The sequence below is a fragment of the Amycolatopsis sp. NPDC034160 genome (assembly GCF_055575355.1).
Map to the genome: position 1 here is coordinate 20,262 of NZ_JBVISU010000034.1, position 21,945 is coordinate 42,206.

The 21,945-nt window shown below is 70.2% G+C and carries 21 protein-coding genes; 6 read left to right on the forward strand and 15 right to left on the reverse strand.

Annotation, left to right across the window (positions count from 1 at the left end):
- Positions 1-239: 239 nt before the first annotated feature.
- Positions 240-977, forward strand: coding sequence for a S1 family peptidase (locus ACZ54P_RS38620; RefSeq protein WP_465466572.1), 738 nt, complete (start codon positions 240-242; stop codon positions 975-977).
- Positions 978-1,073: 96 nt separating this feature from the next.
- Entirely contained in the window at positions 1,074-1,853 is a 780-nt protein-coding gene (locus tag ACZ54P_RS38625) for an exodeoxyribonuclease III (RefSeq protein ID WP_465466573.1), read from the forward strand.
- Between the two features lie 289 nt (positions 1,854-2,142).
- Here the strand turns inward: ACZ54P_RS38625 and ACZ54P_RS38630 are convergent, their stop codons facing one another.
- From ACZ54P_RS38630 to rpe, 5 genes are all read right to left on the reverse strand, one after another.
- Entirely contained in the window at positions 2,143-2,586 is a 444-nt protein-coding gene (locus tag ACZ54P_RS38630) for a PH domain-containing protein (protein ID WP_465466574.1), read from the reverse strand.
- Positions 2,587-2,603: 17 nt separating this feature from the next.
- Positions 2,604-3,110, reverse strand: coding sequence for a 6,7-dimethyl-8-ribityllumazine synthase (gene ribH / locus ACZ54P_RS38635; RefSeq protein WP_034311710.1), 507 nt, complete (start codon positions 3,108-3,110; stop codon positions 2,604-2,606).
- Positions 3,107-4,381, reverse strand: coding sequence for a bifunctional 3,4-dihydroxy-2-butanone-4-phosphate synthase/GTP cyclohydrolase II (locus tag ACZ54P_RS38640; RefSeq protein WP_465466606.1), 1,275 nt, complete (start codon positions 4,379-4,381; stop codon positions 3,107-3,109). The genes ribH and ACZ54P_RS38640 overlap by 4 nt, the downstream gene beginning before the upstream one ends.
- 53 nt (positions 4,382-4,434) lie before the next feature.
- A complete protein-coding gene (locus ACZ54P_RS38645; protein ID WP_037320883.1) occupies positions 4,435-5,058 on the reverse strand; it encodes a riboflavin synthase in 624 nt (207 codons plus the stop codon).
- Between the two features lie 111 nt (positions 5,059-5,169).
- Positions 5,170-5,838, reverse strand: coding sequence for a ribulose-phosphate 3-epimerase (rpe, locus tag ACZ54P_RS38650; RefSeq protein WP_465466607.1), 669 nt, complete (start codon positions 5,836-5,838; stop codon positions 5,170-5,172).
- Positions 5,839-5,983: 145 nt separating this feature from the next.
- Between rpe and ACZ54P_RS38655 the strand changes: the two genes are divergently transcribed.
- The 3 genes from ACZ54P_RS38655 to ACZ54P_RS38665 all read left to right on the forward strand — a co-directional run bounded on the left by ACZ54P_RS38655 (position 5,984) and on the right by ACZ54P_RS38665 (position 9,333).
- Positions 5,984-7,219, forward strand: a complete 1,236-nt coding sequence (locus ACZ54P_RS38655) for a sensor histidine kinase (RefSeq protein WP_465466575.1) — start codon at positions 5,984-5,986, stop codon at positions 7,217-7,219.
- The gene (locus ACZ54P_RS38660) at positions 7,216-7,875 is read left to right on the forward strand and encodes a response regulator transcription factor (protein WP_465466576.1); all 660 of its coding nucleotides are present in this window, start codon (positions 7,216-7,218) and stop codon (positions 7,873-7,875) included. Before ACZ54P_RS38655 ends, ACZ54P_RS38660 begins: the two co-directional genes overlap by 4 nt.
- A 342-nt stretch (positions 7,876-8,217) precedes the next feature.
- Positions 8,218-9,333 carry a serine hydrolase domain-containing protein gene (locus tag ACZ54P_RS38665; RefSeq protein ID WP_465466577.1) on the forward strand — a complete coding sequence of 372 codons (1,116 nt, stop codon included), beginning with the start codon at positions 8,218-8,220 and terminating at the stop codon, positions 9,331-9,333.
- On the opposite strand, the gene ACZ54P_RS38670 is transcribed toward ACZ54P_RS38665, so the two are convergent.
- From ACZ54P_RS38670 to ggt, 4 genes are all read right to left on the reverse strand, one after another.
- Entirely contained in the window at positions 9,330-9,836 is a 507-nt protein-coding gene (locus ACZ54P_RS38670; protein WP_465466578.1) for a flavoprotein, read from the reverse strand. The two genes, ACZ54P_RS38665 and ACZ54P_RS38670, sit on opposite strands and share 4 nt — an antisense overlap.
- A complete protein-coding gene (locus ACZ54P_RS38675; protein WP_465466579.1) occupies positions 9,833-11,272 on the reverse strand; it encodes an RsmB/NOP family class I SAM-dependent RNA methyltransferase in 1,440 nt (479 codons plus the stop codon). Before ACZ54P_RS38675 ends, ACZ54P_RS38670 begins: the two co-directional genes overlap by 4 nt.
- Positions 11,269-12,195 (reverse strand): methionyl-tRNA formyltransferase, encoded by a 927-nt coding sequence (fmt, locus tag ACZ54P_RS38680; protein WP_465466580.1) that lies wholly within the window; start codon positions 12,193-12,195, stop codon positions 11,269-11,271. Before fmt ends, ACZ54P_RS38675 begins: the two co-directional genes overlap by 4 nt.
- 194 nt (positions 12,196-12,389) lie before the next feature.
- Positions 12,390-14,207, reverse strand: a complete 1,818-nt coding sequence (gene ggt, locus ACZ54P_RS38685) for a gamma-glutamyltransferase (protein ID WP_465466581.1) — start codon at positions 14,205-14,207, stop codon at positions 12,390-12,392.
- 88 nt (positions 14,208-14,295) lie between these two features.
- Here ggt and ACZ54P_RS38690 point away from each other — a divergent pair, with 88 nt between their 5' ends.
- Positions 14,296-15,684, forward strand: a complete 1,389-nt coding sequence (locus ACZ54P_RS38690) for a pyroglutamyl-peptidase I (protein WP_465466582.1) — start codon at positions 14,296-14,298, stop codon at positions 15,682-15,684.
- Positions 15,685-15,764: 80 nt separating this feature from the next.
- On the opposite strand, the gene ACZ54P_RS38695 is transcribed toward ACZ54P_RS38690, so the two are convergent.
- The 6 genes from ACZ54P_RS38695 to mihF all read right to left on the reverse strand — a co-directional run bounded on the left by ACZ54P_RS38695 (position 15,765) and on the right by mihF (position 21,908).
- Positions 15,765-17,858 carry a primosomal protein N' gene (locus ACZ54P_RS38695; protein ID WP_465466583.1) on the reverse strand — a complete coding sequence of 698 codons (2,094 nt, stop codon included), beginning with the start codon at positions 17,856-17,858 and terminating at the stop codon, positions 15,765-15,767.
- Positions 17,859-18,082: 224 nt separating this feature from the next.
- Positions 18,083-19,285, reverse strand: a complete 1,203-nt coding sequence (metK, locus tag ACZ54P_RS38700; RefSeq protein WP_465466608.1) for a methionine adenosyltransferase — start codon at positions 19,283-19,285, stop codon at positions 18,083-18,085.
- Positions 19,286-19,381: 96 nt separating this feature from the next.
- Positions 19,382-20,602, reverse strand: coding sequence for a bifunctional phosphopantothenoylcysteine decarboxylase/phosphopantothenate--cysteine ligase CoaBC (gene coaBC, locus ACZ54P_RS38705; protein ID WP_465466584.1), 1,221 nt, complete (start codon positions 20,600-20,602; stop codon positions 19,382-19,384).
- Positions 20,603-20,674: 72 nt separating this feature from the next.
- Positions 20,675-20,941, reverse strand: a complete 267-nt coding sequence (rpoZ, locus tag ACZ54P_RS38710) for a DNA-directed RNA polymerase subunit omega (RefSeq protein ID WP_037320858.1) — start codon at positions 20,939-20,941, stop codon at positions 20,675-20,677.
- Entirely contained in the window at positions 20,938-21,594 is a 657-nt protein-coding gene (gene gmk, locus ACZ54P_RS38715) for a guanylate kinase (protein ID WP_465466585.1), read from the reverse strand. The genes rpoZ and gmk overlap by 4 nt, the downstream gene beginning before the upstream one ends.
- A complete protein-coding gene (gene mihF, locus ACZ54P_RS38720) occupies positions 21,591-21,908 on the reverse strand; it encodes an integration host factor, actinobacterial type (protein WP_003096398.1) in 318 nt (105 codons plus the stop codon). Before mihF ends, gmk begins: the two co-directional genes overlap by 4 nt.
- Positions 21,909-21,945 lie beyond the last annotated feature (37 nt).

A 21,945-nucleotide genomic window follows, 5' to 3' on the forward strand; every position in this document is an offset into this window, starting at 1 on the left:
ACCGTCAAGCCTATGGTGCCCCACCGACAGTCTTACGAGCCCCCATGGTCTAACCCTCGTACGGGTGGCGACTACCACGATCCGGTCCGTGTTTCATTACGCATACCGACCTAAGTCGGGTATTCGACCGGACCAGACGTTCGTTGGTTCCTAGCGGGTGAACCGGGTGATTACTTTCCGTCCCAGTTTCACTTCACTCGGTTCTTCGTCCTCATGACGCTCGAAAGGACTCCTGCACCGTGAGCCGTCTTCGCACGCTGGGCGCCGCCACCCTCGCCGCCGCAGCCCTCACCATGACCGCCGGCGCGGTCGCCTCCGCGGGCACCCCGACCGGGGTCCAGCCCAACATCGTGGGCGGCGGCACCGCCCCCACCGTGAGCTGGGGCGCCCAGATCTACGTCAACACCCCCGGCCGCCAGTGGGACGGCTTCAACTGCTCGGGCAGCGTCATCGCCCAGCGCTGGGTCCTGACCGCCAAGCACTGCCTCGACTCCGACGGCAGCGGCATGCGGGTCCGCGTCGGCAGCAACGCGCTGCAGGGCGGCCGCGTGATCGCCGTGGACCGCAAGGTGTCCTCGCCGAACGGCGCCGACATCTCGCTGCTGCACCTGGCCTCGGACGCCGGTGTCACGCCGATCCCGCTGGCCGGCTCGAACCCGTCGGTCGGCAGCACCAACCAGCTCTACGGCTGGGGCCGTGAGACCCCCACCGGCCCGCCCGCCTCGGCGCTGAAGGTGGCCAACGTCCGTGTCACCGGCAGCTCGACCGACGCCTACGGCGGCCCCGCCATCCAGAGCGTCGGCATCAACGGTTCGGCGTGGAAGGGCGACTCGGGCGGCCCCCAGGTCTCCAACGGCGTCCAGGTCGGCGTCGCTTCGACCGTGCAGAACCAGAGCGGCTCCAACATCCGCGGCACCAACAACTACGGCAGCGTCGCTTCGGCGCGCTCCTGGATCCGCTCGACCACCGGGGTCTGACCTCCAACCCCGGCCGGGCCCCTGTCGCGACGTGACCCGTCGCGACAGGGGCCCTTTCGCGTGGACGTGTCGGTGGGATGTGGGACGCTCGCGGGCATGCGGATCGCGACCTGGAACGTGAACTCGATCGGGCCCCGGCTGCCGAGGGTCCTGGACTGGCTCGGCTCGGTACAGCCGGATGTGCTCTGCCTGCAGGAACTCAAATCCGGCACCGACGCGTTCCCCGTCGACGCCGTACGGGAACTGGGCTACGAGACGGCCGCGTACGGCATCGGCCGCTGGAACGGCGTCGCCATCGTGTCGCGGGTGGGGCTGGAGGACGTGACGCGGGGGCTGACCGGCGAGCCCACCTTCGAGGACAAGACCGACGCGCGGGCCATCGGCGCCACCTGCGGCGGGCTGCGGCTGTGGTCGGTGTACGTGCCGAACGGCCGTGAGCTGGGAAACCCGCACTACGACTACAAGCTGGCCTGGCTCTCGGCGCTGGAGGCGACGGTGCGCGAAGAGCAGGCGCGCGGGCTGCCGTTCGCGGTGCTCGGCGACTTCAACATCGCGCCGACCGACGCGGACGTATGGGACATCGCCTTGTTCGCCGAGTCGACGCACGTGACCGAGCCGGAACGCAAGGCGCTCGCGGCGCTGCGGGACCTCGGGCTGTCCGACGTGTTCCCACGGCCGCTGAAGTACGACCACCCGTTCACCTACTGGGACTACCGGGCCGGGAACTTCCCGAACAACAAGGGGATGCGGATCGACCTCGTGTACGCCGACGCCGTCGTGGCCGGTGCGGTGACGGATTCCTATGTGGACCGTGAAGCGCGGAAAGGGAAGGGCCCTTCGGACCACGCTCCGATCGTGGTGGATCTGTCGCTTTGAGCGTCGCTTTCGGGTGCGCACGCGCGCGATGAAGGGGGTGGTCGTGAGTGGCGATTCGGGCTCTGGCCAACGGTGGTTTAGGTACCTACTGGGGGTGAGCCCGGGTAGCGGCCGATCCGTGAAGGCCTCCTTCCCAAGTACATGATGGCCCCCTTCCTTGCGCCTGGCGCAAGGAAGGGGGCCATCATGTACTCGCTCGGGCCCAAGACTCTGGCAGCGAGCCGGTCAAGCCTCGTGAGTGGTAATGACGGTTAGAACCCTCATTACCACTCACGAGAACCGAAGGCCGTCAGCCGTTCCAAGCCGCCTTGTGCAGCCGCCGCAGCGTCCGCACCGCGGCCACCGCCCGCTCCCGGTCCACCGCCTGCGCGGCCATGACCGAGTAGTACTCGTCGTCCGGCAGTTCCAGCCGCGCCCACGAAGCGCCATCCGGGAAGCTCACCGAAAGCACCTCCGACCACGCGAACCGCTTGGTCATGAGCACGTTCCGGACCTCGATGCCGTCGGCGTCGGCCTTCACGCGCGCCATCGCGAACAGCATCGTGCCCGCCGCGAGCAGGACGCCGATGCCGATCATCGCCACCTGGTCGGACGGCTGGAAGATCACGCCGGTGTCCGAGCCGCGCAGCAGCACCGCGACGACCACGAACGTCGCCAGCAGGAGCACCGCCAGCACCGAGCACATCACCAGGGCACGGCGGGGCCGCACCACCACGATCTCGGGCTCTGTCATCACATCCGCCTCGACGCTCACACGAAGCCCCGCTCGGTCCACGGCTGGCGCAGGTTCCGCAGCGCGTGCGCGGCGTCCAGCGCGGCGACGGTCGCTTCGTAGCCCTTGTCCTCGACGGAGCCCGGCAGACCGGACCGGTCGAGGGCCTGCTGTTCGGTGTCGCAGGTGAGCACGCCGTTGCCGACCGGGGTGCTCTCGTCGAGCGCCACCCTGGTCAGGCCCGCGGTGACCGCGTCGCAGACGTACTCGAAGTGCGGGGTCCCGCCCCGGATGACCACGCCCAGCGCCACGACCGCGTCGTGCGTACGGGCCAGTGCCTGCGCGGCGACGGGCAGTTCGACGGCGCCCGCGACGCGCACGACCGTCGGTTCTTCCTCCAGGTCGGCCGCCTTGGCCGCCTCGAGCGCGCGCTCCAGCAGGGCGCTCGTGATCTTCGTGTGCCAGCGTGTGGCCACGATCCCGAGCCGGATGTTCTTACAGTCGGACAGGTCGAGTTCGACGTCCGGACGGCCCTCGCCGCTCACCGCGTGCCACCTCCGTTGCCCTGGTCGACCTCGGCGCCGACCTGGTCGAAATGTTCCAGCTGGGACAGGTCGTGCCCCATCCGGTCCCGTTTGGTCTTGAGGTAACGCAGGTTTTCCGGGTTCGGCGAGATCGGCAGCGACACCCGGCCGCTGACCCGCAGGCCGTAGCCCTCCAGCCCGACGCGCTTGGCCGGGTTGTTCGTCAGCAGCCGCATCGAGCGGACGCCGAGGTCGCACAGGATCTGCGCGCCGGTGCCGTAGTCCCGCGCGTCGGCGGGGACGCCGAGCTGCAGGTTCGCGTCGACGGTGTCCGCGCCGGCGTCCTGCAGCTGGTAGGCCTGCAGTTTGTGCAGCAGGCCGATGCCCCGGCCCTCGTGGCCGCGAATGTAGAGCACGACGCCGCGGCCTTCCTTGGCCACGGCTTCGAGAGCCGCCTCCAGCTGTGGGCCGCAGTCGCAGCGCAGCGAGCCGAAGACGTCGCCGGTGAGGCATTCGGAGTGCACGCGCACGAGGATGTCCTCGCCGTCGCCGATCTCGCCGTAGACGAAGGCGATGTGCTCGATGCCGTCGAGCAGGCTGTCGTACCCGACCGCGCGGAACGTGCCGGCCGACAGCGGGATGCGGGCCTCGGCGACCCGCTCGACCTGCTTCTCGGTGCGACGCCGGTAGGCGATCAGATCGGCGATGGTGATCATCTTGAGGTCGTGGTCAGCGGCGAAGACCTCGAGTTCGTCACGGCGGGCCATGTCGCCTTCGTCCTTCTGCGACACGATCTCGCAGAGCACGCCGGAGGGGGAAAGCCCGGCGAGGCGGGCCAGGTCGACGGCGGCTTCGGTGTGCCCGGGGCGCCGCAGGACGCCGCCCTGCTTGGCCCGCAGCGGGACCACGTGGCCGGGCCGCCGGAAGTCCGACGCCTTGGACCCCGGGTCGGCGAGCAGCCGGACGGTGTGCGACCGGTCGGCCGCGGAGATACCGGTGGTGATGCCCTCGGCGGCGTCGACCGTGACGCTGTACGCGGTGCCGCGCTGGTCCTGGTTCGTGTGGTACATCGGCGGCAGGTCGAGCCGGTCCGCCTCGGCCTCGGTCAGCGCCACGCAGACGTACCCCGAGGTGTAGCGCACCATGAAGGCCATCAGTTCCGGCGTGGCCTTCTCCGCCGCGAAGATCAGGTCACCCTCGTTCTCGCGGTCCTCGTCGTCCACCACGACGACCGGACGGCCCGCCTTGATATCGGCGATCGCCGCCTCGATGGCATTGGCGTTCACTGCCACCCCGCCTCCACAGGGGGTCAGATCCGCCGACCCCGGAATCGCACTCGTCTCACTCACGCCCGCTCCTCCGCGCCACCATTGTCCCCCTGCGTGCGCAGGTGCGGCATGGCCAGCTTCTCGACGTACTTGGCGACCACGTCGACCTCGAGGTTCACCAGGTCACCCGGCTGGTTACGGCCGAGGGTGGTCAGTTCGAGGGTGGTCGGGATCAGGGCGACGGAGAACTCCTCGTCGGTCACCGAAGCGACGGTGAGGGAGACCCCGTCGACCGCGATCGACCCCTTCTCGACCACGTAACGTGACAGTTTTCCGGGCAGGGCGAACGTGGTGAGCCCTTGCTCGTCCCGCTTGAGATAGACGCCGGTGCCGTCCACGTGGCCCTGCATGATGTGCCCGCCGAGCCTGCCACCCGCCGGCGTCGCGCGTTCCAGGTTCACGACGTCGCCGACGTTCACCTTCGCGAGGCTGGAGCGCTGCAGGGTTTCGTGCACGACGTCGACGGTAAACTCACCGCCCGCCACCGCGACCACGGTGAGGCACACGCCACTCACCGCGATGGAGTCGCCGTGGCCGGCGTCGCTGGTCACCAGCGGCCCCCGCACGGTCAGCCGCGCGGCGTTCGGTACCTGCTCGACCGCGGTGACCTCGCCGAGTTCCTCGACAATGCCGGTGAACACTCCTGCTGCCCTCCTCCTGGTCGCACCGTCGCTGGAAACGGTGCTCCCTTCATCCAACACCCATCCGGTCCGATTCCTTCTCCTGACCCGATGGCGGATCAAGAGACGGGATCAGCCGCGGACCCGGGCCGCCTGCTCGCGCAACGCCGCGACGGCCTTACCAGGGTCTTCGGCGCCGTAGACGGCGGAACCGGCGACGAAGCAGTCCACCCCGGCCTCGGCGGCCTGCTCGATGGTGTCGGCGTTGATCCCGCCGTCGATCTCGACGACGAGCTTGAGGTGACCGGTGTCGACCAGGCGCCGCGCGGTGCGCACCTTCTCCAGGACATCGGCGATGAACGACTGGCCGCCGAAGCCGGGCTCGACCGACATCACCAGCAGCGTGTCGTAATGCTTGAGGGTCTCGAGGTGGTCTTCGAGCGGAGTGTTCGGCTTGATCGACAGACCGGCCTTCGCCCCGGCGGCGCGGAGGTTCTTCGCCAGCGCGACGGGGTCGTGCGCCGCCTCGACGTGCACGGTGACGTTGTAGGCGCCCGCCTCGGCGTACCCGATGGCCCACTTGTCGGGGTTCTCGATCATCAGGTGGCAGTCGATCGGCACGTCGGTGGCCTTGAGCAGCGACTTCACCACGGGAAGCCCGAGGGTCAGGTTCGGCACGAAGTGCGCGTCCATGACGTCGACGTGGACCCAGTCCGCGCGGGTTTCCCCCTCACCCGCGACGGCGCGGATCTCTTCGCCGAGCCGGGCGAAGTCCGCGGAGAGGATGCTGGGTGCGATCAAAGGTCGGTGAGCCACGCGCCCGAGTGTAGGAGGGCGCCGCTAACGTCCGCTAACCGGCTGTGACCGGCCGCCCGGTCTTGAGGATGACGCGAAATGGCACCGCAGTGGGAGGTGCGCGCACGCGTCGCCGAATAGCGTTCCGGTCATGGTCAACCCCTTCAAACCCCTGGTGCGGATCGGCAGTTACCGCAGCGTGCCGTTCGGCTTCCTCGGTATGGCGATGACGGCGGTGCCGTTCCCGTTCGCGCTCATCCCCGCCGTCCTCATTCCTGGCGACACGAAGGTGAAGATGCTCTACGGCGTACTCGCGATGGGCGTGCTGATCGCGCTCGCCGGGCTGCCGGGGCCGATGCGGCGGGTCGGTATCTGGTTCTCCAACCAGATGCTGGGCACGCGGATCGCGCAGCCCCCGCCGCATACGAAACTCGCCTGGGCGGAGCGGTGGCGGTCGGCGGGCTGGCTGCTCGTGCACACCGCGTTCGGCTGGGTGCTGTTCGGCCTCGGCTCCTTCCTGATGCTCGGCTTCGTGTTCGCCGCGGTGTGGGCGGGAGGCGGCGGGAGCCCGATCGAGGTCTTCGGGGAGCGGGTGACGATCGAATCCGGCACCGGCGGGCTGTGGACGCTGCCGATCGCGCTGGTCACGCTCGTTCTCATCGCGTACGTCCTGATCGGTTTCACCAAGCTCTTCCAGTACAGCGCCGTCGCGCTGCTGGGTCCGTCGGCCGCCGAACGCGTCGCCGCGGCCGAAGTCCGGGCGAACCACTTCGAGCAGCGCAACCGGCTGGCCCGCGAACTGCACGACTCCATCGGGCACACCCTGACGACGTCGACCATCCAGGCCGCCGCGGCCGCCGAGCTGGTCGAGTCGCAACCGCAGCTGGCCCGGCAGGCGCTGGGCACCATCGAGGAGTCGTCGAGGATGGCGCTCGAAGACCTCGACCACGTCCTCGGCCTGTTGCGTGAGGACAGGTCGTCCCGCGAGCCCGAACGACGGCTCGTCGAGGTCGCGACGCTGGCCGAACGGGCACGCTCCGGCGGCGCCGTGATCGACTACGAACTGACCGGGCCCGCCGCCGAATTGCCCGCGACCCTCTCCCGTGAGGCGTACCGGATCGTCCAAGAAGGACTGACGAACGCGCTGCGGCACGCCCATCCCGGCCCGGTGACCGTGCGGGTCGCGGTGCTCTCCGACGCGCTGCGGATCGAGATCGTGAACCCGCTCCGGGAGGTGACGGCCGACTCCGGTCGCGGCGGCAACGGGCTGCCTGGTCTCACCGAACGGGTCGAGGCGCTGCGCGGCGAGCTCATCGCGGGACCCGCCATCGACGGGGAACCGCTGTGGCGGCTGGTGACCACGATCCCGCTACGGTCGCGCTCATGACACTGCGGGTCCTGATCGTCGACGACGAACCGCTGCTGCGCGCCGGGCTGCGGTCGCTGCTGGACAACCAGCCCGACCTGACCGTGGTCGGCGAGGCCGGCGACGGCGGCGAGGTGGTGGACCTGGTGTGTCGGACACATCCCGACGTGGTCCTGATGGACGTCCGTATGCCGGGCGTCGACGGGATCGAGGCGACCCGGCGCGTGCTGGCGGAAGTGCCCGAACCGCCGAAGGTCCTCGTGATCACGACGTTCGACAACGACGACTACGTCTACGACGCGCTTCTCGCCGGGGCGAGCGGATTCCTGCTGAAGCGGGCGCGCAAGGAGGAGTTCGCGCACGCGATCCGGACCATCGCCGCCGGGGAGACGCTGCTCTTCCCCGACGCGATCCGGCGGATGGTCGCCGCGCGCCCGGCGGAATCGGGTCTCGCGCCCCGGCCGTCGTCGCTGACGAAACGGGAGACCGAGGTGCTGCGCCTCATCGCGACCGGGATGTCCAATGTGGACATCGCGGCTCAGCTGGTGATCAGCCTCGAAACCGTCAAAACCCATGTGGGCAACATCTTCGGGAAGCTGGGCGCGGCCAATCGCAGCCAGGCGGTGGTGTTCGCCTACGAGACCGGCGTCGTCTCGCCGGGGCACAGCCTGCGCTGACCTCTTGGCGCGAGCGCTGTTGCCTCGTTGAGAGAGCCGGTCATATCCCCAATGCCGCATTGGAGACATCAGACCGCGGCACGAGCCGAGATCGCACGCACCACGCCACGTTCGCCTTACCCTCAATAACCCTCATTACCACTCACGACCCCACACAGAACGTCCGCTGTGGACGCTGAAGCCACGTCGGCGCCCAGAATCAGGCCCCCACTTTCTCGACTTCGCGGACCCGTGACCCTCAAGGTAGAGAAGAGTGCCTTCACAAACAGGTGGGGCAGGCCCCCGGTTCGGCGTGGGGTCTGCCCCATGGCCGCCCGGTCGCGGCGCCCCTAGCTTTGGTTGATGCGAAAAACCTTGCCAGGCAGGAAGATCATCGCGATCGGCGCACTGGTCGCGTTGCTGGGCACCACGACCGCCGCACCGGCGCTCGCCGTGGCCAAGCCACGCGACGAAGTCGACAAGGCACTGAAAACACTGGTGCAGGACGGAGTTCCCGGCGCTCAGGCGACCGTGACGAGCGCGTCCGGGCGGACGTGGTCGGAACGCGAAGGCGTCGGGAACGTCGAGACCCGGACGCCGTTCCCGCACGGTGCGAAGTTCCGGGCGGCCAGCGTCACCAAGACCTTCGTCGCCGTCGTGGTGCTGCAGCTGGTGGCCGAGGGGAAGGTCCGGCTGGACACGCCGATCGACCGGTACCTGCCCGGTCTCGTGCGCGGGAACGGCAACGACGGCACGAAGATCACCGTCCGGCAGCTGCTCCAGCACACCAGCGGTCTCTACGACTACGTGCGTGACCTCGATATCGACGAGTGGCGGCACCGCGGTGCGGAGCCGGAAGAACTGGTGGCGATCGGCCTCGCGCATCCGCCGTTGTTCGCGCCCGGCACGAGCTGGTCGTACTCCAACACGAACTACATCGTCGCCGGAATGCTCATCGAGAAGCTCACCGGGCGCCCGGTCACCGCCGAGATCCGCGGCCGGATCACCGCACCGCTCGGTCTGCGCGACACGTACCTGCCGGTGCGCGGCGACGAGCGCCTGCCGTCACCCCACGCCAGGGGCTATGCGCCGGGGCCGGTCGACTTCACCGAATTCGACCCGTCGGCGGCCGGAGCCTCCGGTGGGCTGGTTTCGACCGGTGAGGACCTGAACCGCTTCTTCGGCGCGCTCGTCGACGGACATCTCCTTCCGCGGGCACAGCAGGCGGAGATGCGGCGGACCGTTCCGGCGCCTGTCGGCCTTCCCGGCGCGGAATACGGGCTCGGCATCGCGTCCGTGCCGCTTTCGTGCGGTGGCAGGTTCTGGGGACACGGCGGGAACATCGTCGGCTTCGCGAACCTGTCGGGCGCCGTCCCGCACGGCAGGCGGGTGAACGTGGTCGTGAACCAGGACCCGCTGCCGGACAAGGCGTCGGACGACCTCGCGAAGGCGCTGGACACCGGGTTCTGCGCCCGCTAAGGCGCCGGGAGCAGATCGAGCACGGAGGTCCAGGGCGCTTCGGGCGTCAGCCGGGCAGTGGTGACACCCGCTGACGCGAGCGTGTCGAGATGCCGTCGCCACGCCGGGTGGTGCACCCGGGTGTCCTGGATCTGATAGCCGACCGCGATCGTGATGCCCGGCGTGCCGAGGACGTCGCCGAGCAGGGTCAGCGCCTGGTTGTCGGCGATGCCCAAGGCCAGTTTCGCCACGGAGTTCGCGGACGCGGGCGCGAACAGGAACACCGCGGGATCCGGATGCGGGCGTGGTTCGCCCGGCAGCCGGGAGGTACTGCGGACCGGCAGCTCGGTGAGCTTCTCCAGCTCACCGAGCCCGCCGGTCTTCTCCAGCCAGCGGGCCGCGGTCGGGGTGAGGGTGATCGCGAGCTCCCAGCCGCGGTCCGCGGCCGGTCGCGCGAGCTGTGCGGCGAACCGGACGTCCAGTCCGCCGCACGAGCTCGCGACCAGGCCGAGAACCCTGCTCACCCGGCGGAATCCGGCTTCCGCAGGACGGCGCAGAACATCGCGTCGGTGCCGTGACGGTGCGGCCACAGCTGCACGTACGGGCCGTTGCCGAGTTTCGGGACACCCGGGAAGAACTCCCGCGCGTCGACGACCTCGGCGCCCGCGCGGCGCGCGGTCTCCCCCACGACTCCTTCGGTCTCGGCCAGATGTGGCGAGCAGACGACGTAGGTGACGATGCCGCCGGGGCGGACCAGGTCCAGCGCCGCGGTGATCAGCTGGCCCTGCAGTTTCGTCAGGTCCGAGATGTCGCCGGGCTGACGGCGCCAGCGCGCTTCCGGACGACGCCGCAACGAGCCGAGGCCACTGCATGGCGCGTCGACCAGGACACGGTCGTAACCCGGTTCGAGACCGGACTCCCGGCCATCGGCGACGTGGACCGTCACCGGAAGGCCCTGGACGACGTTCTCGATCAGCTTCGCGCGGTGCGGCGCCTTTTCGACGGCGTCGACGGTCGCGCCACTGATCGACGCGAGCGCGCCCAGCAGCGCGGCCTTGCCACCGGGGCCGGCGCACAGGTCCAGCCAGCGTTCGTCGGAGCCGGTGAGCGGCACCTTCGTGACGGCGACCGCGCACAGCTGGCTGCCCTCGTCCTGGACTGCGGCCAGCTTTTCCTTGATCGGCTCGACGTCGCCGGGGTCGCCGGAGCCCGCGGGCATCCGGACGCCGTACGGCGAATACGGGGCGACGTCGCCGCCGGTGATGGCGGCCAGCTCGTCGGCGCTGATCTCACCGGGGCGGGCGACCAGATGCACGTCGGGCCGGTCGTCGTCGGCCTCGAGCGCCGCCTTCAGTTCGGCTCCCTTGTCCCCCAGCGCTTCCGCGAACGACCGGGCGACCCAGCGCGGGTGCGCCGTCCGCAGCGCGTACGCGCCGATGGGGTCGACGGCCTCGTCCGGGGCCAGCTGCTCCAGCCAGGCCTCTTCGTCCTTTTCGGACACCGAACGGAGCACGGCGTTGACGAAACCCGCGATCCAGGAACCGACTTCGGCGCGGACGAGGTCCACAGTGGACGTGACGGCGGCATGCTCGGGGATCCGGGTGCGCAGCAGCTGGTACGCCCCGAGCCGCAGCCCGTCGAGCACGACGGCGTCCACCTTGGCCAGCGGGCGGTCGACGAGGCAGGCTTCGATGACGGCGTCCAACATGCCGACCGCGCGGCAGGTCCCGTAAGTCAGTTCGGTGGCCAGCGCCGCGTCACGGCCGGAGATCCGGCGGGTGCGCAGCAGTTGCGGCAGCACCAGGTTCGCGTACGCGTCGTCTTCCCGGACCGCGCGCAGGACGTCGAAGGCGACCTGCCGGGCCGGATCGATCTGCGGCGGGCGGCTGGGCCCTTCTTTACGCGGACCAGGGCGGCCTCGCTCCGGCCTCGACGGCCGACGTTCCCTACGCTCGTTCACTGCAGGCGCTCTCCTTGTTCGATCCTCGTACCGCGCGCCCAATCGGTGGCCGCCATCCGCTTCTTCCCCTGCGCCTGCACTTCGCCCAGCCGCACCGGCTTCGACGCCGTGCCGACCAGGACCCGCTTGCGTTCCACGACCAGTTCGCCCGGCGGGGGCCCCGGTTCGTCGACGACCGTCACCGGCCCGAGTTTCAGCCGCTCGCCGCGGAACTCCGCCCACGCGCCGGGTTCCGGGCTGACCGCGCGGATCTGCCGGTCGACCGCGGTGGCCGGGTCGGCGAACGAGACCCGCGCGTCCTCGACGGTCACCTTGGGCGCGTAGCTCACGCCGTCACCGGCCTGCTCGACCGCGCGCAGCGTGCCGTCGGCGATTCCGTCCATCGTGGACACGAGCAGCTTCGCCCCGGACTCCGCCAGCCTGCCTAAAGTTTCACCCGCGGTGTCGGTCTCGCCGATCCGCTCGGTGATCACCCCGAAGACCGGGCCCGCGTCGAGTTCCTTGACGATGCGGAACGTCGAGGCGCCGGTGATCTCGTCCCCGGCGCGGATCGCGGCCTGGACCGGCGCGGCGCCGCGCCACGCGGGCAGCAGCGAGAAGTGCAGGTTGACCCAGCCGTGCTTCGGGATGTCCAGCGCGGCCTGGGGCAGCAGCGCCCCGTACGCGACGACGGGGCACGCGTCGGGGGCGATCTCCGCGAGCCGGGCGAGGAACGCGGGGTCGCTCGCCTTGGGCGGGGTCAACACCTCGATCCCGTGCTCGTCGGCCAGCGCGCCGATCGGGGAGCGGACGACCCGGCGGCCGCGGCCTGCCTGCGCGTCCGGACGGGTCACGACGGCGACGACCTCGTGCTGTTCGGACGCGAGGAGCGCGCGCAGCGACGGGACGGCGGGTTCGGGGGTACCGGCGAAGACGAGGCGCATCGCGGTGATTCTATGTCGCGCGCTGACGGAAACATTCCGCAGGGCGCGACACCGCTATCACGTCACCCCTGCACAGGGGGCGCCCCGCAAAATGTTGCCGTGGCCTTCGGCCAAAAGAGGCGCGCGACGGTGAAGTCTCCCGTCGCGCTGACGCGCTCCCGGGAGACATACTGCCGGTCACCTAAGGTCGGTCCTTACTGGCGTGGCCAGGGCCAGGGCAGCACGACGGCCGCCGCGCCACCACCTCGCCGCGTGGGTTCGGCGGCGGCGAGCCAGCGCCCGTCCCGCAGCCGTTCGACACCGGTCGCCGCCCCGATCTCCGCGGGCGCCGTCGAGAAGCCCTGTCCCTTGGCCTTCAGCGCCGTGAGCACCTCGGTCTGGTCGAGGAACGCCTGCTCGACCTGCGCGGCCGCCGAGTTCCGCTGCGAGGCGCGCGGTTCGGCGATCGCGTCGACCAGCTTGAGCCCGCGGTCGATGCGGCCGGTGAGGATCTGCAGCACCGTGGTGATGATCGACGCGCCACCGGGCGAACCGACCGCGAGCAGCGGCTTGCCGTGATCGAGCACGATGGTCGGCGCCATCGACGAACGCGGCCGTTTCGCCGGACCGGGCAGGTTCGGATCGGGCACGCCCGGCGTCACCGGCGTGAACGAGAAGTCGGTCAGCTCGTTGTTGAGCAGGAACCCGCGGCCCGGGACGACGATGCCGCTGCCGCCCTCCTGCTCGATGGTCAGCGTGTAGGCGACGACGTTGCCCCACCGGTCGGCGACCGTGAGATGCGTGGTGTTCTCGCCCTCGTACGGCGTCGGCGCGGGGTTTGTCCCCGCGACACACGGAGTCGGCTTACGCGGGTCGGCGGGCGCCACCGGGCTCGTCCCGGCCTTCGCCGGGTCGATCAGGCACGCGCGGCTGTCGGCGAACTTCTGGCTGATCAGTTCCTTCGCGGGGACGTCCACGAACGCCGGGTCGCCGATCCACCGGTTACGGTCGGCGAAGGCGTACCGGGTCGACTCTAGGAAGTAGTGCAGGTAGTCGGCCTTCTCCAGCTTCGAAAGCTTCGTGTTCTCGAGGATGTTCAGCGCCTCGCCGACGGTCAGCCCGCCGGACGACGGCGCGGGCATGCCGTAGACGTCGAGGCCGCGGTACTCGGTCTTGGTCGGCTTGCGCTCCACGACGCGGTACTTGGCGAGGTCGGCCGCGGTCATGTCGCCGGGACGCACCTTCAGCGTCGAGGCGGGGTCGACCGGCGGCGTCCGCACGGTCTTGACGACGTCCGCGCCGATCGGCCCGTGATAGAGGACGTCGGTGCCCTTCGCGGCGAGTTGCGCGTACGTGCCCGCGAGGTCGGGGTTCTTGAACGTCGTGCCGACCGCGGGCGGCACGCCACCGGGCAGATACAGCGACCGGGTCGACGGGAACGCCGAGAAACGGGCGGCATTGTTGGCGATCTGGCTGGTGAAGGTCTGGTCGACGGTGAAGCCCTTGCGGGCGAGGTCTTCGGCGGGCTTGACCGCCTTCGCCAGCGACCTGGTCCCCCACTTCCGCAGGGCTTCCTGCCAGGTGGCGGGCGTACCGGGCACGCCGACGCCGAGTCCGCTGGTGACGGCTTCGGCGAACGGGATCGTCTTGCCGTTCTCGACGAAGAGGTTCTCGTTCGCGGTGGACGGCGCGGTCTCGCGGCCGTCGAGGGTGTGCACCTTGCCGGTGCGCGCGTCGTAGTAGACGAAGAAGCCGCCACCGCCGAACCCGGCGGAGAACGGGTCGGTGACGCCGAGCGCGGCTGCGGTCGCGACGGCCGCGTCGACGGCGTTGCCGCCCTCGCGCAGGATCTTCGTGCCGATCGCGGTCGCGTCCGCGTCGATGCTCGACACCGCGCCCAGATAGCCGACGGCGGTCGGGGATTTGGGTGTCGGTGGTGCCGCGGCCGCGATACCCGGCGCGGCTGTGCCGACCAGGGTGGCGATCGCGGTGACTGCGGTGATGCGTCCCAGAGTGCTTCTGTGCGCGGCCATGGCGCGAGTCTGCCCCGCCTGTCCACCTCGGACAAGTGTCGCGCGGCCCTGCGAAGGTCGGTAGTGCGGTCTTGCCACGATGAGCAGAATGCGGTCCATGAAGACTCCCGGCAGGCGATGGAGCGCGGTCCTTCCGCTGCTCGTCGCCCTTCCCGTACTCGCGGTCCCCGGCGTCGCGCAGGCGGAAACCACGCGTGCCTGTTTCGACGACTCGGCGGCCGTCACGGTCGAGGAACGCCGCCTCACCGCGACGATGCCGTCAGGTGGCCCCGCCGTCGGCCCGGAACTGGTCCGGCTCGCCGGATTCGACGAGCTCGTCTCCGACTTCACGACGCGTCTCTGCGCCACGAAGACCGCCGCGCGCGCCGAGAAGCTCGCGGAAACCGCCGGTGACGGGCTGTGGCGGACCGCCGTCGACCGCGCGCAGGGCCGCCGTCCCGACCTCGGCAGCATCGACAAGGCCGACGATCGGCCGCTGTACTGGGCGCGTCTGCGGATGAGCAAGGCGCTGCGCCAGTGGACGCCGCGCTTCCCGCTGTCCGCCCCCGCCCGCGTGGAGCTGCTGAAGACATTCGACGTCGGTGCCCGGGGCCTCGACGACTCCCGCTTCCCGTTCGGCCCGTCGTTGCGCCGAGTGCTGGTGAGCGGCTTCGACCCGTTCACCCTCAACGGCGCGGGCGTCCGCATCGCGAACCCGGCGGGTGCGGCCGCGCTGCACCTGGACGGCAAGGTGATCCAGACCCCGACCGGTCCCGCGCTGGTGCAGGCGGTGTCGTTCCCGGTGGTGTGGAGCTACTTCGACGCGGGCATCGTCGAGGCGGCCTACGGCAAGGCGTTCAAGGACCGCTTCCGCCGCCCGGAACTGATCATGACGATCAGCCAGGGCCGTCCCGGCCGGTTCGACATCGAACGGTGGGCCGGTGCGTGGCGCGGCGGTTTCCCGGACAACCTCGACGATGCCGTCACCGGCCAGGTCCCGCCGGCCGCCGGGTGGCCGCAGCCCGACGTCCAGTTCATCGAAACCACGCTGCCGTACGAAAAGATGCTCGCCGCGCCCGCCGGGGCTTATCAGGTGCTGTACAACCAGGCGTTCTGTGTCTGGCCGGACAGCACGAAGCCGGGCACCGGGACCGCGGTCTGCCGGACGGACGCGCCGAAGCCCGGCGAGGTCGCGGCTTCCGGCGGGGGTGGCAACTACCTGTCCAATGAGTCGATGTACCGCAGTAACCGGCTCCGGACGGGCCTCGGTCTGGACGGTGTCGCGGGCGGGCATCTGCACACGCCCGTACTCGGCACGCCCGCTGATCCCTCGGCGCTGACCGACGCCGATTTCGAGGCGCGGCGGGCGGCGATCTCGGCGCAGATCGTCACGCTGCTCACCGCCGCTATCGGTGGCCCGGCCACCACACCCGTTACGCCCACTCCGGGCGCTTCGCCCCGCGCCGACGTCCTCGCGATCCCTGGCACGACCCTCTAACCGTGCATTTCGTCCTCTAAATGCGGTAGTTGCGTGTGCAAGGACCGCATTTAGAGGACGAAACGCGGGTTTTCCGGGGCCTAGATGAGCTCCAGGGGGTCCAGTTGGATTCGGATGGGCTCGGACGCCTTGCGCGCGTCCCGCCGGGCGGCGGCCGCGTGGACGGCGGCGGCGAGCGCCTTCCCGTGCGGACGCGCGACCCGGACCAGGGCGCGCTCACGTTCGGCGTTGCCGTCCTCGTCGACGTCGCCGAGCGGCACCGGACCCAGCACCTCGCCGGTCTCCGGCAGGGCGAGGTCGTCGAGCAGTCCGGCGACCGCGTCCGGGGTGCCCTCGATACTCGCCATCCGCATCGCGGGCGGGAAGCCGAGTTCGCGCCGTTCGGCCAGTTCCTGACTCGCGTGCCAGCCCGGATCCCAGCGCACCAGCGCCTGCACGACCGCGAGACCCGCTTCGGCGCCGACGAACACACGTCCGCCTTCGGTTCCCGGCCGCACCAGCGCCGCGGCCGCCATCCAGCGGCGCAAAGTCTCCTCCCCCGCGCGCAGGTCCTGCCGCCCCAGCAACGCCCAGCCGTCCAGCAGCAGTGCCGCGCCGTAGCCGCCTTCCGCGATCGGCTCGGCTCCGGGAGTGCACACCACCAGCGCCGGTTTCCCGGGCACGGAGGCCAAAACCTCCGACGCGCCCGACGTCCGCACGGGGAATCCCGAGAAGGCGCGGCCCAGTTCTTCCGCGGTCCGCTTGGAGCCGACGACGACCGCCCGCAGCCGGACGGAACCGCAAGCCGCGCAATGGAAGTTCGTCTCGGGGACGCCGCACCACCGGCAGGCCGGCGGCCTCGGTGAGCCGTCGATCAAGCCACCCGGCAAGGAAAGCGGACCCGCGCACCGACGGCAGTGCGCCGACGTCCGGCAGTTGCCGCAGGCGAGCCCGGGCACATACCCCCGACGCGGAACCTGCACCAGCACGGGGAATCCGCCTGCCAGCGACTGCCGCGCCGCTTCGAACGCGACGGACGGGAGCCGTGCCGCCTTCGCCGCTTCGTCCCGGGCGACGTCGAAGTCCTCGCCGACCGGCGTGACGCGCGGTGCGGCGGCCCGCAATTCGGGCCGGGCCGCCACGAGTGGCTGTGCCCACCCCGACTCCACCAGGAACTGCGCCTCTGCGGTCCGCGCGAAACCGGCGACGAGCATCGACCCCTTCGCGGCGTGCGCGCGATCCATCAGCACGTCGCGGACGTGGGGATACGGCGCGTGCTGATCGAGGTGGACGTCGTCACCGTCGTCCCACACCACGAAGAACCCCGGATCGGCCACCGGCGCGAACATCGCCGCGCGCGTGCCGACGACGACGCGGACCGCGCCGCGCAACACCGCGAGCCAGCGACGATAGCGCTCGGCCGGACCCAGCCCGGCGATCAGCGCGACGACGGCATCGGCGCCCATCAGCTCGGCGCACGCGTCGTACAACCGCGTGAGGTCACGATGGTCGGGGACGACCATCACCACACCGCGTCCGGCCGCGGCCGCCACCGCGGCGGCTTCGGCGAGGCGGCGCGGCCAGTCCTCCCCCGGCAGCGCCTGCCAGACGGCGTTGGCGGGACGCCGTTCCGCGACGGCCTCCAGGAACGCGGGCCCGCTCTGGTACTTCTCCCACGCCGTGGTTTCGGGTGCCTCCGGCGTCGACGCGGGCTCGGCGGGCGGCTCACCCTCGACCTTCGCGTGCCGGGACGGGATGGCCAGCCGCAGGACGTCGCTGAGGGTGCCGCCGTACCGGTCCGCGACCGACCGGCAGAGCGTGTGCAACGCCGGAGGCAGCACCGGCTCGCTAGAGGTCACCCTGTCGATGTACGCGAGCTTCCCGGTGAACTCCGTGGTGTCGGCGCGTTCGACGAGATACCCGTCGACGAGCTGGCCCGCGAACCGGACGCGCACCCGGCAGCCGGGCACGGCGGCTTCGTGCAGCTTCTCCGGGATTTGATAGTCGAAGGTCCGGTCGAGGTGCGTGAGCGGGATGTCCACGACGACACGGGCGACCGGGTTCTCGGGCGCGGGGTTCTGCGCTCCCCGGCGGCTGGCGGCTTTCGCGCGCGACGGTTTGGCCTTCCGCGACGGCTCGGCCTTCGGCGGCTCTGGAAGCTCCCACAGCGGGGTCGGTTCGGAACTGCTGCTCACCCGGTGATCTCTACCAGACTCCGCCGCCACTGCCTGTCACCGCGTGCGATGAACGGTCCGTCGCGTCGCACGCGCTCCTGCCCGACTTCCCGAGTACATGAAGGCCCCTTCATGTACTCGCGGCAGGCACAGGCCCATCGCCACTGCAGGCCCGTGACGTGGTGAAGGCCTCCTTCCCTACCTTGAGGGTAGGCAAGGAGGCCTTCACGGAAGGAGCGGACGGATCAGGCGCCCGCGGCCGACTTCAGGTCCGCCGCCCGCGCCGTGCTCTCCCACGGGAGATTCAGCTCGGGACGACCGAAGTGACCGTACGCGGCCGTCGGCGCGTAGATCGGGCGAAGCAGGTCAAGGTCGCGGATGATCGCGGCCGGACGCAGGTCGAAGACCTCCGTGATGGCGGCCTGGATCTTCGACGGGTCGACCGTCTCGGTGCCGAAGGTCTCGACGAAGAGGCCCACCGGGGCCGCCTTGCCGATCGCGTACGCGACCTGGACCTCGGCGCGTGAGGCGAGCCCGGCGGCGATGACGTTCTTCGCCACCCAGCGCATCGCGTACGCGGCCGAGCGGTCCACCTTGGAGGGATCCTTGCCGGAGAACGCGCCGCCACCGTGGCGGGCCATGCCGCCGTAGGTGTCGACGATGATCTTGCGGCCGGTCAGGCCCGCGTCACCCATCGGGCCGCCGATGACGAAGCGGCCGGTCGGGTTCACCAGCAGCCGCACGTCGGAGGTGTCGAGGCCGAGCTCGGCGAGCTCCGGCGCGACCACGTGCTCGCGGACGTCGACGCCGAGCATCTGCTCGAGGTCGATGCCGTCGGCGTGCTGGGTGGACACGACCACCGTGTCGAGCCGCACCGGCTGGTCACCGGCGTACTCGATGGTGACCTGGGTCTTGCCGTCCGGGCGCAGGTACGGCAGCACGCCCTCCTTGCGGACCCGGGTCAGCCGCTGCGAGAGCCGGTGCGCGAGCGCGATCGGCAGCGGCATCAGCTCGGGGGTGTCCGAGCAGGCGTAGCCGAACATCAGGCCCTGGTCGCCGGCACCCTGGCGGTTGATCTCGTCCTCGTCGGACTCGACGCGGGACTCGTACGCGGTGTCGACACCCTGCGCGATGTCGGGCGACTGGGAGCCGATGGCGACGTTGACGCCGCAGGAGTTGCCGTCGAAGCCCTTGGCCGAAGAGTCGTAGCCGATCTTCAGGATCACATCGCGGACGATGGTCGGGATGTCCGCGTAGGCCTCGGTGGTCACCTCGCCGGCGACATGCACCTGTCCGGTGGTGATGAGGGTTTCGACCGCCACCCGGCTGCGGGGGTCCTTCGCCAGCAGGCCGTCCAGGATGGAGTCGCTGATGGCGTCGCAAATCTTGTCGGGATGACCTTCGGTCACCGATTCCGATGTGAACAGTCTGCTCGTGGACGCGGTCACGGTGGCCGTCACTTCCTCACCTAGACGTCTGATGCCCAGAAAGTTAGGCACCCCTTAGCTTGCACTCAAGCGTACTGACTATCGTTCAAGGCGCGGTCAACGCTTCATCAAGGTCACAACTGCGTCCCACAATGTGGACGCGAGTTCCGCCTTGGCGCCGAGCGGGATCGGGATCTCGGTTCCGTCGGCCCCCAGAAGCCAACCCGAGTTGTCCTCGGTCCCGAACGCCTTTCCCTCGCCGACGGCGTTCACCACCAGCAGATCAGCACCCTTGCGCTTCAATTTGACCCGAGCGTGATCGAGAACGCCACCCTTGTCGTCCCCTGTTTCCGCGGCGAACCCCACGATCAACCGGCCTTCGGTCCGATTCCGCACCAGTTCGGCCAGGATGTCCGCGTTGCGGGCGAGTTCGACGACGGGATCCGGCGAGTCGTCGGACTTCTTGATCTTGTGCTCGGCCCGGTTCGACGGCCGGAAATCGGCGACGGCGGCCGCCATCACGACGACGTCGGCGGAGGCGGCCTCGGCGTGCATCGCCTGGCGCATCTCCTCGGCCGTCGACACGTGGACGACCTTCGCGCCCGCCGGTTCCGGCAACGCGACGGTGTGCGCGGTGACCAGGGTGACCTCGGCGCCGCGCTGCACGGCGACGCGGGCCAGCGCGTAGCCCTGTTTGCCCGACGAGCGGTTCCCCAGGTACCGGACCGGATCCAGCGGTTCACGCGTGCCGCCCGCCGAAATCGCCACGCGCACGCCTTCGAGGTCGCGCGGGAGGGCGTTCGGCACGGCGAGCAGGAGCCGGGCGAGGTCGACGATCTCGGCCGGGTCGGCCAGGCGGCCTTTGCCGGTGTCGGCCCCGGTGAGCCTGCCGGCGGCGGGTTCGGCGACGACCAGCCCGCGCGAGCGCAGCAGCGCCACGTTGTCGCGGGTGGCCGGGTGCTCCCACATCTCGGTGTGCATCGCCGGGAAGAAGGCGACCGGGCACCGGGCGGTGAGCAGGGTGTTCGTCAGCAGATCGTCCGCGATGCCGTGCGCGGCCTTGGCGAGCAGGTTCGCCGTGGCGGGCACGACCAGCACCAGATCGGCTTCCTTGCCGACGCGGACGTGCTGGACCTCGGGCACCTCCGTGAACACGCCGGTGTGCACCGGATGCCCGGACAACGCCTCGAAGGTGGCCGCGCCGACGAAGTTCAGCGCGGCTTCGGTGGGGACCACGCGGACGTCGTGACCGGATTCGGTCAGTCCGCGCAGGACCTCACAGGCCTTGTAAGCGGCGATCCCGCCGCCCACACCCAGGACGATCTTGGGTTTACTCAACGGTGTTCTCGGCGGTTCCGCGCGGCACCGCGACCTGCTGTCGCCTTGACAGCCGCCGTGGCCATCGAGTACCTACTCACCCTCGGTGTGCTCGAGCAGGCCACCGTGGATCTCGCGCAGGGCGATGGACAGCGGCTTCTCGCGCGGGCCCGGCTCGACCAGCGGGCCGACGTACTCCAGCAGGCCCTCGCCCAGCTGGGCGTAGTAGTCGTTGATCTGACGAGCGCGCTTGGCCGCGTAGATCGCCAACGCGTACTTCGAGCTGACCTTTTCGAGCAGGTCGTCGATGGGCGGGTTGGTGATGCCTTCGAGTTCTTCGTTCAGGATGGCCTGGGTCACTCGTGGTGCTCCGAATCTTCAAAGTTCTGGTCGCCGGTTATCAAGTTTAGCAACTGCTCGGCGGCATCCCGCACGTCGGCGTTGACGACGCGCTCGTCGAACTCCCCGGCGGCGGCCAGTTCACGCTCGGCCTCGGCCAGCCTCGCCTGGACGGCGGCCTCGCTCTCGGTGCCGCGCCCGGTGAGCCTGCCGACCAGTTCCGCCCAGGACGGCGGCATGAGCATCACCAGCCGGGCCTCCGGCATCGCCTTGCGGACCTGCCGCGCGCCCTGGAGTTCGATCTCCAGTACCGCGTTGCGCCCGGCCGCCAGAGCCCGCTCGACGGGCTCGCGCGGGGTGCCGTAGCAGTTGCCGGTGAACTCGGCGTGCTCCAGCAGCCTGCCCTCGGCCACCATGCGGTCGAACTCGGCTCGGTCGATGAAGTGGTAGTGCTCGCCGTCGACCTCACCCGGCCTCGGCTTCCTGGTGGTCACCGAGACACTGAAATAGATCTCCGGATCCAGCTTGCGCAGCTCCCCCACCACGCTCGACTTCCCGACTCCCGATGGCCCCGATACGACCGTGAGCCGGTGCCGGGAAAAAACTCCCGCCACCGGCTCACCGCCGCGGTCAGCGCCCGGGTTCACCGGGTGGTCCTGACCGTCGCCGCTCACTCGCCGCTGAATTCGGCCAGCAGCGCCTTGCGCTGCCGGTCGCCGAGGCCGCGAAGACGACGGCTGGGTGCGATCTCCAGTCGTTCCATGGTCTGCTGGGCACGGACCTTGCCGACGCCCGGAAGAGCCTCGAGCAGAGCCGAGACCTTCATCTTGCCGAGGACTTCGTTCTCCTCGGCCTGCTTCAACACGTCGACCAGAGTGGTACCGCCCCGCTTCAGCCGCTCCTTCAGCTCAGCACGGATGCGGCGGGCGGCGGCGGCCTTCTCCAGCGCCGCAGCGCGCTGTTCCTCTGTCAGCTGGGGAAGTGCCACGTTTTCCTCCGGTAGTTCTCAAATCTGGGTGGGTGTG

Bases quoted from the DNA above. Each gene is read 5' to 3' on its own strand.
- ACZ54P_RS38655 (WP_465466575.1), top strand. From the start codon at position 5,984: ATGGTCAACCCCTTCAAACCCCTGGTGCGGATCGGCAGTTACCGCAGC.
- ACZ54P_RS38625 (WP_465466573.1), top strand. From the start codon at position 1,074: ATGCGGATCGCGACCTGGAACGTGAACTCGATCGGGCCCCGGCTGCCG.
- fmt (WP_465466580.1), bottom strand. From the start codon at position 12,195: ATGCGCCTCGTCTTCGCCGGTACCCCCGAACCCGCCGTCCCGTCGCTG.
- ACZ54P_RS38630 (WP_465466574.1), bottom strand. From the start codon at position 2,586: ATGACAGAGCCCGAGATCGTGGTGGTGCGGCCCCGCCGTGCCCTGGTG.
- ACZ54P_RS38660 (WP_465466576.1), top strand. From the start codon at position 7,216: ATGACACTGCGGGTCCTGATCGTCGACGACGAACCGCTGCTGCGCGCC.
- ACZ54P_RS38665 (WP_465466577.1), top strand. From the start codon at position 8,218: ATGCGAAAAACCTTGCCAGGCAGGAAGATCATCGCGATCGGCGCACTG.
- ACZ54P_RS38690 (WP_465466582.1), top strand. From the start codon at position 14,296: ATGCGGTCCATGAAGACTCCCGGCAGGCGATGGAGCGCGGTCCTTCCG.
- ggt (WP_465466581.1), bottom strand. From the start codon at position 14,207: ATGGCCGCGCACAGAAGCACTCTGGGACGCATCACCGCAGTCACCGCG.